The sequence below is a fragment of the Psychromonas ingrahamii 37 genome (assembly GCF_000015285.1).
Classification (GTDB): domain Bacteria; phylum Pseudomonadota; class Gammaproteobacteria; order Enterobacterales; family Psychromonadaceae; genus Psychromonas; species Psychromonas ingrahamii.
Window position 1 is genome coordinate 2,396,443 of the sequence record NC_008709.1, and the last position, 13,511, is coordinate 2,409,953.

9 protein-coding genes and 1 other RNA gene are annotated in these 13,511 nt (G+C 40.1%); 2 read left to right on the forward strand and 8 right to left on the reverse strand.

What is annotated here, in order from left to right:
- Window positions 1-203: 203 nt before the first annotated feature.
- Window positions 204-2,855 carry a type I DNA topoisomerase gene (gene topA / locus PING_RS10230; protein ID WP_011770299.1) on the reverse strand — a complete coding sequence of 884 codons (2,652 nt, stop codon included), beginning with the start codon at window positions 2,853-2,855 and terminating at the stop codon, window positions 204-206.
- A gap of 190 nt (window positions 2,856-3,045) precedes the next feature.
- On the reverse strand, window positions 3,046-4,095 hold the full coding sequence (gene sohB, locus PING_RS10235) for a protease SohB (RefSeq protein ID WP_011770300.1): 1,050 nt from the start codon (window positions 4,093-4,095) through the stop codon (window positions 3,046-3,048).
- A 128-nt stretch (window positions 4,096-4,223) separates the two neighbouring features.
- Here sohB and PING_RS10240 point away from each other — a divergent pair, with 128 nt between their 5' ends.
- On the forward strand, window positions 4,224-4,961 hold the full coding sequence (locus PING_RS10240) for a YciK family oxidoreductase (RefSeq protein ID WP_011770301.1): 738 nt from the start codon (window positions 4,224-4,226) through the stop codon (window positions 4,959-4,961).
- Window positions 4,962-5,043: 82 nt separating this feature from the next.
- Here the strand turns inward: PING_RS10240 and lpxM are convergent, their stop codons facing one another.
- From lpxM to PING_RS10260, 5 genes are all read right to left on the reverse strand, one after another.
- Complete coding sequence (gene lpxM, locus PING_RS10245; protein ID WP_011770302.1) at window positions 5,044-6,009, reverse strand: lauroyl-Kdo(2)-lipid IV(A) myristoyltransferase; 966 nt, start codon at window positions 6,007-6,009, stop codon at window positions 5,044-5,046.
- 50 nt (window positions 6,010-6,059) lie between these two features.
- An RNA gene (gene ffs, locus PING_RS19670) (signal recognition particle sRNA small type) lies at window positions 6,060-6,157 on the reverse strand.
- Window positions 6,158-6,398: 241 nt separating this feature from the next.
- Window positions 6,399-7,751 (reverse strand): CDP-diacylglycerol--serine O-phosphatidyltransferase, encoded by a 1,353-nt coding sequence (gene pssA, locus PING_RS10250; RefSeq protein WP_011770303.1) that lies wholly within the window; start codon window positions 7,749-7,751, stop codon window positions 6,399-6,401.
- 81 nt (window positions 7,752-7,832) lie between these two features.
- Entirely contained in the window at window positions 7,833-9,023 is a 1,191-nt protein-coding gene (locus PING_RS10255; RefSeq protein ID WP_011770304.1) for an amino acid aminotransferase, read from the reverse strand.
- 84 nt (window positions 9,024-9,107) lie between these two features.
- Window positions 9,108-10,646, reverse strand: coding sequence for a fumarate hydratase (locus PING_RS10260; protein WP_011770305.1), 1,539 nt, complete (start codon window positions 10,644-10,646; stop codon window positions 9,108-9,110).
- A 123-nt stretch (window positions 10,647-10,769) separates the two neighbouring features.
- Between PING_RS10260 and pabB the strand changes: the two genes are divergently transcribed.
- Window positions 10,770-12,194 (forward strand): aminodeoxychorismate synthase component I, encoded by a 1,425-nt coding sequence (gene pabB / locus PING_RS10265; protein WP_011770306.1) that lies wholly within the window; start codon window positions 10,770-10,772, stop codon window positions 12,192-12,194.
- 59 nt (window positions 12,195-12,253) lie between these two features.
- Here the strand turns inward: pabB and cysB are convergent, their stop codons facing one another.
- Window positions 12,254-13,225, reverse strand: a complete 972-nt coding sequence (cysB, locus tag PING_RS10270) for an HTH-type transcriptional regulator CysB (RefSeq protein ID WP_011770307.1) — start codon at window positions 13,223-13,225, stop codon at window positions 12,254-12,256.
- Between the last annotated feature and the right edge of the window lie 286 nt (window positions 13,226-13,511).

Genomic DNA, 13,511 nt, shown 5'->3' on the forward strand with positions numbered 1-13,511 from the left:
TAATTTGAGTAAAATCAAAAAAAAGGAGGGTGAAAATATGTTTTTTGAGGTTTGCTCACAAACTATAACTATCTATAAAATAATTTATAGTTTGTAAGCTAGGAGCTTTACCAAGAACTGCTCTCAATACAAGATAAAGCGCCTGAGTGTCAATGTAAATATCATTCACTATGTTAGCTAATCGCTACCAACGAAAAATGCCTTTATTTCTTCGCTTTAACAGCCCGTTTTTTAGTCTGTTCTTCAACCCATTTACCATCAATGTACTTTGCGGTCCAGCCAGTCGCTTTCTTGTCAATCTCAGTCATCACATACTGTTCTTTGTTTTTCCGACTGTAACGAACAACCGCTAAATTACCCTCTGGGTCTTTTTGCGGTGCTTCGGCCAAATAATAAAATTTTGGCGAAATACGATCTTTAAAACGCGCCAGTTCAGCGACCTTAGGCGCACGCGTTTCTCGAGAACGAGGAAACGTATTTGCCGCTAAGAAAATACCCGAGGCACCATCTCTGAGAATGAAATGCGCATCACTTTGCTCACACTCTAATTCCGGCAGATCAACAGGATCTTCTTTAGGCGGCGCAACTTCGCCACTGCGTAAAATTTTACGGGTATTTTTACACTCTTCATTAGTGCAGCCCATATATTTTCCAAAACGGCCATCTTTTAACTGCATATCACTGCCACACTTGTCACATTCAACAACGGGACCGTCATAACCTTTGATTTTGAATTCACCATATTCAACAAGATGACCATCGCACAGCGGGTTATTACCACAAACATGCAGTTTTCTTTTCTCATCAACCAGATAACTGTCCATGGCCATATCGCATTTAGGGCAACGTTGTTTAGCCATTAACGCAGCGGTCTCTAAATCTTCGCTTGATAGAAGATCAACAACCTCTTCACCATCCACTAAATTGATGGTTGTTTTACAGCGTTCTTTAGGCGGCAGAGCATATCCAGAACAGCCTAAAAAGACCCCCGTTGAAGCTGTTCTGATGCCCATTTCACGATCACAAGTAGGACAATGTATCTCCTTAATGATAACCGGTTCATTAAGGCGCATACCGCCTTCTTCAGGATCTCGTTCGGCTTTCTCTAACAGTGTGGTGAGATCCTGATAGAAATCATCTAATTGTTCAGTCCAATTAGCTTTCCCTTCTGCAATGGCATCAAGATTACGTTCCATTTGCGCGGTAAAATCATAACTCATTAACTCAACAAAATTTTCACTAAGACGATCGCTTACAATCTCCCCCATTTTAACCGCATAAAAACGCCGCTTATCGACTTTGACATAACCACGATCCTGAATGGTTGAAATAATACTGGCATAGGTCGATGGACGGCCAATACCTTGTTTCTCCAGCTCTTTAACTAAAGCCGCTTCTGTAAAACGTGCAGGGGGTTTAGTAAAGTGCTGCTTAGGATCCAACTCGACTAATTCCAGTACCTCACCAATGGCGAGCTCTGGGAACTGTACTTCATCCACCTGAGTTTTAGCCACAGGCTGCACCTTTGTCCAACCTGCAAAGCGCAGTGTACGCCCCTTGGCACGCAGCTGATAATCACCCGCCTGTACCACAAGCGTGGTTGCATCGTACAAAGCAGGGAGCATTTGACAGGCTAGAAACTGACGCCAAATAAGTTCATACAAACGTTGCGCATCACGGTCGACGCCAACCAGTAAGGCCGCTAATTGGCCGACATCGGACGGACGTATTGCTTCATGGGCTTCTTGCGCGCCCGATTTGCTGCTATAAACGACCGGTTCTGCCGGTAAATAATTTTTGCCAAATTCATCACTGATGAAGTCTCGCGCACTCCCCACTGCCTCTTTACTCAGGTTAGTCGAATCGGTACGCATATAGGTGATATAACCGGCTTCATAAAGACGTTGCGCCAGCATCATGGTCTTTTTAACACCAAAGCTTAAACGGGTGCTCGCAGCCTGTTGCAGGGTCGAAGTTATAAAAGGAGCACTTGGCTTACTGGTTGTTGGTTTATCTTCACGTGACAGTACTTTATATTCGGCTGATTTAAGATGATCGACCGCTTTAAGTGTTTCAGTTTCAGTCACAGGCTTAAAAAATTTACCGTTTTCTTTAAAGACTTCTAAACGCAAATCAGATTTGGTCTTATCCTGCACATCTGCATGTAAATCCCAGAACTCAACGGGGTTAAACACTTTAATTAAACGTTCACGTTCAACGACCAAACGCACTGCAACAGATTGAACCCTGCCAGCGGATAATCCCCGGGCAACCTTTTTCCAAAGTAACGGAGAAACCATAAAACCCACCACCCGATCTAAAAAACGGCGGGTTTGCTGAGCATTAACACCATCAATATTTAATTCGGTAGGATGCTCAAAAGCCTCCTGAATAGCAGTTTCAGTAATTTCATTAAAAACAACACGTTTATATTTCTGGTGTTCACCACCCAGCACTTCTCTTAAATGCCAGGCAATCGCTTCTCCCTCTCTATCCAAATCCGTTGCGAGATAGATAATGGGGGCATCAACAGCCAATTTTTGTAATTCTGCAACTACTTTTTCTTTGCCCGGTAAAATCTCATAATTTGCTTTCCAGTGATCATTAGGATCAACACCCATTCTAGCGACCAAGGCACTTTGTGTGCGTTTTGCTTTTTCTTTTTCTTTTTTAGCGGGAGTCATACCTGCCAAAGACTTAGTTCCTTTAGCCTCTATCTTTTTCTTCGCACTACCGCTGGTTGGAAGATCCCGAATATGACCTACGCTTGATTTTACAATAAAGTCTTTGCCCAGATATTTATTGATCGTTTTTGCTTTTGCCGGAGACTCCACAATAACAAGAAATTTGCTCATAATACTTACATACCTAAATAGTCATAATCGCGGAAAAGAAACTTAAATTTACATTCTTCTAATGAATTCCCTTTTTATATAAGCCAAACTTTAATCGAATAGCAACCTATATTTTAAAAAATGCACTATTTTGGACAAATAAGTTACTTTTATTCGAGTTCGCTTTTACATTCGTTTAAAAAAAACACTATTACTTAAATAATTTATTAGACTGCGTTTGAAATATTTTTAACAGACTATTTTCTAAAGCAATAACAGCAGCGTGTCCAAGTTTATCCGCAAATTTCTTACGCTGAGTGTACTTAATTTGAATGATGTGACGGCTGTCCAGCTGAGTTAACAAATAGTCATCACTGGTAGATATCTGATCAACTAAATTGCGTTCTATCGCCTGCAGCCCATACCAATGTTCACCAGTTGCCACTTTATCAATATCAATTTGACTGCGCTGTTGGCTAACAAATTGTTTAAATAGATCATGTGTTTCCTCTAATTCCTGCTTAAACTTATCACGCCCTGCCTGATCATTTTCCCCGAACATGGTTAATGTGCGTTTGTATTCACCTGCCGTTAATTGCTCAAATTCTATGTCGTGCTTTTTTAATACTTTATTAAAGTTTGGGATCTGGGCAATAACACCAATTGACCCTAAAATTGCAAAAGGGGCAGCGATGATTTTATTCGCAACACAGGCCATCATATAACCACCACTGGCAGCGACTTTATCAACCGATATTGTTAATGGAATCTTATGATCTCTTAAACGTTGCAGTTGCGAAGCAGCAAGACCGTAACCATGCACCATACCACCACCACTTTCTAAACGGACAAAGACTTCATCCTGCTCTGTTGCCACCCCTAAAATAGCAGTGATTTCCTCGCGCAGAGAGGTCACTTCTTTAGCATCAATACTGCCTTTAAAATCGATTACATAAAGTTGTGCTAATCCTTTTTCATCCAGACCTGATTTTGCTGCTTTTTTTGCGGCTTTGTCTGTCTCTTTTTGATTTTTTTTCTCTTCTTTATGACGCGCTTTTAACTGGTGATGGGTGAGTAATTTTTCTTCAATTGTTTTCTTTGTTTCTTTCAGGTGCTCTGACAAGTCAATCAGTTGTAATTCCCCTTTCTTGTTTTTTTGTTTACTTACCAGGGCAATAACAGCAGCAACAACTGCAATAATAGCAATAGCGAAAGTCACTATTTTTGCGAAAAACAAACCATATTCGATAACATATTCCAAAATTTTATTCCTATTGTTGATTTTATTTGCCATATAATGACAAAAAGCACGGCCAGGCACAAAAGAGATTGAGTCTTTTATTAAAATAAAGTTAAGATTGTCGCTTATTTAACAATATACGAGACAATATGAATGAATTTAAAGCACAACCTGACTCTTTAAACGGAAAAACCATTCTAATTACAGGGGCTGGCGCAGGTATTGGTAAGACGCTCGCTTTACACTGTGCAACCCTCGGTGCAAAAGTCATACTATTAGGCAAGACAGTAAAAAAATTAGAAGCGGTTTATGATCAAATAGAATTACAGGGTAAACAACAAGCGGCTATTTTGCCCGTTGATTTAAATGGCGCTACCGAGGAGCATTATGCTGACTTAGCGGATACCATAAAACGTGAATATGGGAAACTGGATGCACTGGTACATAACGCAAGTCAGTTGGGTGTACTGGGCCCTTTCGCTCAAATTGAGAAATCGACCTGGGACGAGATAATACAAACTAATGTAACGGCTCAATTTTTATTAACCAAAGCGTTAATTCCAGTACTTAGTCTGGCCCCGCAGGCATCGGTGATTTTCACCACATCAAGTGTTGGTCATGCAGGCCGAGCATACTGGGGAGCTTATAGTATTTCTAAGTTTGCAAGCGAAGGCATGATGCAGGTTTTAGCCGATGAATATGAGCATAGTTCATTACGTTTTAACGCCATTAATCCGGGTGCCACACGCACAGAAATGCGCGCCAGTGCCTACCCTGCAGAAGATAGCTCTCTCTTAAAAACGGCGACAGATATTATGCCTAGCTATTTGTATTTATTAAGTGATGCGAGTAAAGGCGTTACCGGGCAGCGAATCAATGCACAGTAAAGCTATATTACTGTCTGAGAATTAACGGTTTAGATAAGTACAAAAACAAAAAAGGGGGTATTTTGAACCGCCCCCCAAAAACTTATTTGTAGATATCGACTCCTTCCTCAGGACGGGTTTTTAATAGCTTAAGTGTCCACATGTACTGCGCTCTGTTTTCATCGATCACTTTTTCAATGGCACGATTCATTAACTCGGTCTGTTGCAGTTCATCACCCTGGGGGAAATTTTGCAGCGGGGCATGGCAAATGACATCAATTTTTGAGGTGTTTGCATTGTATGAAGTATAAACAGGAATGACCACAGCACGCCCTAATTTAGCCAATCGCCCAATCACTGGCAGGGTGGCTTTTTTAGTAGCATAAAAATCAGTAAAAATACTGTTTTCGCGCCCATGATCTTCATCGGGTAAATAATAAAAATGGGCTTTATCGCGTAAACTTTTAATCGCAGGCTTTAAACCTTCAGAACGATGATACAAGGTTCCCTTTCCGGCAAGCTTGGTAAAACGAGTTCGATAACCCGTTACAAACCAGTCAAAGATCGGATTATTATAATCTTTAAACATACTTGATAGCGGGTAACCTCTTGCGGAAATAGCGGCTGCCCCTGCAAAATCTAAACCGTAACAATGCGGTGCCAAGAAAATAATGGCTTTATCCTGTGCTTCAGCTTCTTTAATATAATGCTCACCAATAAAATTGATGCGTTTAATTAAAAATGCCTGACTGCGAAAAGCAAGTTCACCGAGTGATAATAAGATTTGTGTAACCGCGCGGAAGTTTTCACGCATCAGCGCATCTTTGTCAGCTTCGTTATATTCCGGAAAACATAATCCCAAATTGATAAATGCAATTTTTTTGCGTTTATTTAGAAATTTAGTGTCATATAATTTATTAGCAATAAATGTGGCAAAACAATCTCGCCATTTTATGGGTAAATAACTGAATAGAAATAATAAACCCAGCAAAAGCCATGTTCCCCAATATTTTGGAAGAAAGTGCTGTTTTTTCAAGGAGGTGTCAAATCTAGATTGGTATTGAGTCATTATTAGACCTTCGGGAAACAAGGTATTATTTTAGGGGGATGTTGGTGGTAGACTTCCCAGCTAACCCTCGGCACTTGAATCGCTTGCTATGGCTGCTGCCTTCCGGCTCTGACCAGGTTAACAAGTTCTCAATGCGAGGAACCAAGAAGCCTACCATTGTCACTGTTATCAAGTGTTTACGTAACGACTTGATGGAGGGAATTATACTTAATGAAGCAGATATTACAACCGCTATTTGACAATTTAAATTCAACTGCTTAATAATTGCCCGTTCAACGCAATTTAATCCGCTTGCGCTACTATTATTCGTTAAGTTGAGCTTAACAAGCTTAAGCAATACGCAATACGCTTGCCAGCAGCAACTTAATATTTGTTATATGCCAAGGTGACTAAAGCAGACCTTTGACCAGTCTATCCGCTTTAAACCTGCGCATGCGAATAAGAATTTTTTTAACATTTTCGGGATAATTAGCAATATCTTCAATTTCATTAAAGTGTTTGATTTTTCGCGTATTTGCTAATATTCCGGAAAGTTCTTTATCCAGCAGCCCCTTAATCTCCTGTTTGGGATCATCAATTAAAAGCGCATTTTCCAGATCTAAACGCCATGCTCGCGGATTTAGATTATGCCCGGTTAACATAGCAAAACGATTATCAGAATAGAGCCCTTTAAGATGAAAACTGTTAGATTTATCTTTCCAGAGATGAATTTTTAATAACCCTTTATCAATTGACGGCTGATTTTTTGTAGCAAATTTTTTAATATTACTTTCATAAAGATAAGGTAATGTGCCGATAGTTTTAAAAGGTTTATCCGCGGGGATATAAAAGTCATTCGCGGTTTTATCTCCGACTATAATAGTCAGCTGCACGCCACGCGTTAATAACGCATTAATGTCTCGCACGATAGCGCTTGGCAAGTTAAAATAGGGTGTAAATAAAATAAGCTCCTGTTCAGTGCTTTGAAATATTTGACGAATCGTTTTATTCAGCTGATTTTTGCGGGCACCCAACCCAAATAACGGGGTAACAGTCAATTGATCCTGCGACACTTGCCCCTGATACTGATAACTGGCTGTTCTCAAGTCGTGAATTAATGTTTTATGCGCTAATTTAAGAGACTGGAAATCCGCTATGCTCTCTGTGTTTAGTGATGCCACCGCATTGGTATTTAAAAATTGATCTTGTAAAAACCGCACTAGAGAGTCGGCTAATTCTTGGTTTTTTATTAACCAATAACGATCCAGACGGTATTTATCCTGTTGATGCAAATAAATATTATTTAAACTTGCGCCGCTGTAAAGTACTTGATCGTCAAAAATAAAACCTTTTAAATGCTGCACACCGAACAGTTCTTTACGTTTAACGGGGATGCCAATAATTTTGACACCAAGCCCTTCTATTTTAGCCACCTGCTGGTACCAAGTTGCATTGGTCGACGCTGATTTATCGACACCAATTAAACCACGTTGTGCACGATGAAAATCGACACACACAACGATATCTAATGACGGATTGTTTTTTTTAGCTTGATATAAAGCGGATAAAACTTCTTCGCCGGCCTGATCATCTTCAAGATAAAGCGCAGCGAGATAAATACGTTTTTTAGCGGCACTTATCTGTTTTAACAATTCGCTTTTAAATGATTTAGTAGTAAAAAGACAATCAATGTCCTCTACCGCAAGTGGAATTTTTTTTAGATTATTAAGAAACAACAAACTTTGTATAACTCGACTACTCATGATTTTTTAAACCCGGATATGTTGGAAAAAAACAAGAGAAGGCTGCCTGAGCAACCTTCTCTTAGTATTGACCAATTTAGGTTAGATTACTTTAACCAGTGCATCACATAAAGGTTGCATATTATCTTTGGTCATACCGGCGACCGAAATACGACCTGAACCTACAATGTAGATAGCAAACTCTTCTTTTAAGCGATTGACCTGTTCAGCAGACAAACCGGAGAAAGAAAACATACCATTTTGACGGCTAATAAAGCTGTAATCTTTGGTGACACCCTTTTCTTTCAATGTGTTTACAAATAATTCACGCATCTCTTTTATACGATCGCGCATATCTGCAACTTCTTTATCCCATTGTTGATAAAGATCAGGATCGCTCAGAATAGTAGTCACAATAGCAGCACCATGAGCTGGAGGATTGGAGTAATTTGAACGTATACCTGATTTAATTTGACTAAATGCAGAATCTGCAATCTCGCTATCTTCAGCCACTAAAGTGATGCCACCCACACGTTCATTATACAAACCAAAGTTTTTAGAAAATGAGTTAGCAACTAATAATTCTTTATTGTATTTAGCAAAGATACGCAGTCCCTGAGCATCTTCTTCCACACCTGTTGCAAATCCCTGATAGGCGAAGTCGAAAAATGGAACAGCCCCTAAATCAGCAATCAATTTGGCTAAAATTTCCCATTGCTCCAAGGTTGGATCGATACCGGTCGGATTATGGCAGCAGCCATGGAAAAGCACTAAATCACCAGGTTCAACCGCTTGTAATGATTCCAACATAGCAGCAAAATCTAAATCATTTTGTTCCGCGTTGTAATAGTCATAGTTGACCACTTGAAGCCCTGCGGTTTTAAAAACATTACCATGATTTGCCCAGGTTGGGTTACTTACCCATATTCTTTTTATGCCCAGTTTTTTGACAGCAAAATCAGCTGCGGTACGCAGTGCACCGGTGCCACCTGGCGCCTGTGCAGTACGTGCCCGATTTGATAGTATGACCTCAGAATCCTGGCCAAACAACAATTTTTGAACAGCTTCGCCGTAAGCGGCAATACCTTCAATGCTCAAATAACTTTTTGTTGTTTCTGTCGCTAACAGGCGTTTTTCGGCTTCTTTAACAGTCGCTAAAATGGGGGTTTGCCCACTTTCATTTTTATAGATTCCAACACCCAAATTGATTTTTTCAGTGCGTGGATCTTTTTTAAATGCATCAGTTAATCCTAAAATGGGATCTGCTGGCGCCATACTCACTTGTTCAAACATAATTCTTCCTTACCTATACTGACGTTATATTCCTGTACTGAGTTATACCATTACTGCCTTTTCAAGCAATAAAAAACGTAATGATTACGCTAATTTATCAGCAATCTCTTCTATTTTAACTTTCCAGATGGCAGGGCCCTGCTCATGTACATTATTACCTTCACTATCAACCGCCACGGTAACAGGCATATCTTCAACATCAAATTCATAAATTGCTTCCATGCCTAAATCAGCAAAAGCGACCACTCGGGATTTTTTTATCGCCTTAGAAACTAAATAAGCAGCCCCGCCAACGGCCATTAAATAGACAGACTTATGTTTGGCGATTGAATCAACGGTTTGTTGCCCACGTTCAGATTTTCCGATCATACCGAGTAACCCGGTTTCTTCGAGCATAAAGTCTGTATATTTATCCATCCTTGTGGCTGTCGTTGGTCCCGCAGGGCCAACTACTTCGTCTCGAACTGCATCAACCGGGCCAACGTAATAAATAAATCGCCCATTAAAATCAACTCCTTCTGGTAATCCCTTTCCTGAAGTTATTAGAGAGTGAATACGTTTGTGAGCCGCATCCCGGCCGGTTAATATTTTTCCTGACAGAAGAAGAGAATCGCCACTTTTCCAGGAAGCCATATCGGCTTTAGTGAGATTATTAACATTCACACGATGAACATTTTCACCTCCTTCCCGGGTAATTTCCGGCCACTCACTTAATTTAGGCGCGACTAATTCAGCTTCCCCGCTACCATCAAGTTCAAAATGCGCATGTCTTGTTGCGGCGCAATTTGGGATCATAACCACAGGCAACGATGCCGCATGTGTTGGACAACTTTTAATTTTAATATCAAGTACAGTGGTTAAACCACCTAAACCCTGTGCACCAATACCGAGTGCATTAACACGCTGCATAATTTCTAAACGGAGTTTTTCATCTGCATTTAACTGCTCAGGATTGTTTTTAGCTTTTTCTTGTAAATCAAAGATATCCACCGCTTCCATTAATGACTCTTTAGCCATTACCGCCGCTTTTTCTGTCGTTCCCCCTATGCCGATACCCAACATACCCGGAGGACACCAACCTGCCCCCATGCTTGGCACGGTTTTTTCTACCCAGTCAGCAATTGAATCCGACGGATTTAACATCACCATTTTTGATTTATTTTCTGAGCCACCGCCTTTGGCCGCGATCATGACTTCAACTTTATTCCCCGTTACCATTTCAACATGAACCACTGAGGGAGTATTATCCTGTGTATTTTTGCGTGCGCCAGCGGGGTCTGCAACAATTGAAGCACGCAGAGGATTACTCGGATCCAGATAAGCCTTGCGGACGCCGGCATCGACTAACTCTTGTACTGTCAGTTCACCTTCAAATTGAACCTTCATACCGATTTTAACAAAAACAGTGACAATGCCCGTATCTTGGCAAATAGGACGTTTGCCTTCGGCCGACATACGAGAATTAATTAGAATTTGAGCAATCGCATCTTTTGCTGCGGGATTTTGCTCCGCCAGATAAGCCTTATGCATTGCTTTAATAAAATCAATCGGGTGATAGTATGAGATAAACTGTAATGCATTCGCAACGCTGTTGACAAAATCCTGTTGCTTAATAATAGTCATGTAAAACTCCGTTAATATAAATGAGGGTATAAAGGGCTGATATATAGTACAGAGAATGTTAATCTGTAAATACATATCCACCAAAACATTTGTTACAAAACTGTTGACTGAATTCTAAAAAATATGACTAATGCTAATTCCACTATATTAATACAGCCTATCTTATTAACCATTGCTGAACTTACCAATATAAAAGCGCAGATAGCAGGCTTAGATTGGGCAGTTTTACTTGAATCAGCCGGGACGGATCATGTTGATAGCAGGTGGTCGATTATTAGTGCACAGCCCGTTGCTAATATGGTGACATATCAAGGGATCAGCACCATAACACAGGGCAACAAAACTATCAGTGATTCTTCTGATCCACTTGCCTTGCAACAAAACCTGCGCCAAAAATTATTTCATGATAGTAGCAATGATAATACCATAGAGACTGAGGTTCCCTTTACCGGCGGCGTATTAGGTTATTATTCCTATGGACTGGGGAATTATTTTGAGAATATCAAAAATGCTGATAAACCGGTCACGCTTGAGTTGCCTGAAATGGCGGTGGGTTTTTATGACTGGGCCTTGCTTATTGATAATAAAAATGAACAAAATTATTTAGTTGTCCATAAAATCAAACAGTGCAGCGCAAGCCTGCAGTCATTATGGCAACAAAGATTTGATTGGTTAAAAGCGCAAAATTTAAAAGCAAACAACGAAAATTTTAAATTATCCTCATCCTGGCAGGCAAATATGAGCAAATCACAATATGCACATAAATTTGCGAAAATACAGGAATATATACTCGCGGGCGATTGCTATCAGGTTAATCTAACGCAACGATTTAAAGCAAGTTACCAGGGTGACGAATATCAGGCTTACCAAGCTTTGCTGGCAGAGAACCGCCCGCCTTTTGCTGCCTTTATGCGTTTACCCGAACAAGCAATTATCTCACTGTCCCCTGAACGCTTTATAAAATTGCATAATAATATTGTAGAAACTAAACCCATCAAAGGTACAACCCCCCGTTTTAATGATTTTTTAAGGGATCAAATAAGTAAACAAACCTTATTAGACTCTGAAAAAGATCGCTCAGAAAACTTAATGATAGTGGATCTTCTGCGCAACGATATTGGCCGAGTGTGTACTGCTGGCAGTGTCTCTGTGCCGACGCTGTTTGACATCGAAAGTTTTCCAGCCGTGCACCATTTAGTTAGCACAGTAACAGGTCAATTGGACAGACTTTATAGCAGTGAAGATTTATTACGCGCATGCTTTCCCGGTGGCTCAATTACCGGTGCGCCTAAAATACGTGCGATGGAAATAATAGCCGAATTAGAACCACATAACAGACAAGTTTATTGTGGCAGCATTGGTTATGTTAATGGCAATGGGCGAACAGATACCAATATTGCCATTAGAACCTTGCTCTGTTATCAGGGGGCTATTTATTGTTGGGCAGGAGGCGGTTTAGTCGCTGATTCCAATGTTGATGCTGAATATCAGGAGTGTTTTGACAAGGTAAGTAAAATTTTACCCTGTCTGGAAATTTTGAACAAATAAAGCTTCGAGCCTTCGGGCTTTCGGGCTTCGAGCTTCGAGCTTCGAGCTTCGAGCTTTAATCAGCGCACAGGCAGTTCAATATCTTTAAATAATTGACTGACTTCAGCGTTATATTTTAACTGAATCGCTTTTTCTACCAGTGGACGATTCAAATGGGGTGCAAATCGAACCATAAAATCATACATATAATCACGTAAAAAAGAGCCCTTTCTGAAACCAATACTGGTGGTGCTTGATTTGAAAATATGACGCGCATCAATCACGCAAAAATCGTCATCATCTTCATTAATGGCCATACTGGCAACAACCCCAACACCCAATCCTAAACGCACATAGGTTTTTATCACATCAGCATCGGTTGCAGTAAAGACAACATTAGGTTTAAATCCCGCAGAGTTAAATGCTTCATCTAACTCCGAACGTCCGGTAAAACCAAAAACATAAGTCACAATCGGGTACTTGGCAATATCTGCAATGCTAATCTCTTTAATATTCGCCAGAGGATGCTCTTTAGGCACAATCACCGAACGATTCCAATGGTAACAAGGTAACATAATCAAATCTTGATAGAGATGCAGTGCTTCAGTTGCAATTGCAAAATCGGTTTTCCCTTTGGCGACTGACTCGCTTATTTGCGTCGGGGTCCCCTGATGCATATGCAGCGACACTTTTGGATAGCGTTTTATAAACCCTTGAATAACATCCGGTAAAGCATAACGCGCCTGAGTATGGGTTGTGGCAATATTTAACGTTCCCTGATCAGGCTGAGTATATTGGCAAGCAATGGCTTTGATACTTTCAACTTTACCCAGTATCTCAGAAGCATAACGAATAACCTCTTTCCCTGCAGGGGTTACCTTAGTTAAATGTTTTCCGCTTCGTTCAAAAACTTGAATCCCCAATTCATCTTCCAACATGCGAACTTGCTTACTTATCCCCGGCTGCGACGTGTACAAATTCTCAGCCGTTGCAGATACATTTAGATTATTATTTAAAACTTCGACGATATAACGTAATTGTTGTAATTTCATGTAAAAGCCATTAGTTATAGAAAGATTTTTTAATTTGATATTCCATTTGATATTCCATTTGATTCTAACAGAGTTAAATCAAATATATATAATTAGTTATGTGCCGTGTTGCGGGAATTAACAGATTTAAAACACAGAGCACAATTGTGGTTGTTGAGGTGAACAGTGATCTATATCAAATGTCTATTATCTCATTTTAAATTCAGTAACTAAATTGACACAAATCATAAATTTGCCCGCAACTTGCCTCTAGTATGACGCACATGACTAGTAAACAGGACATAAT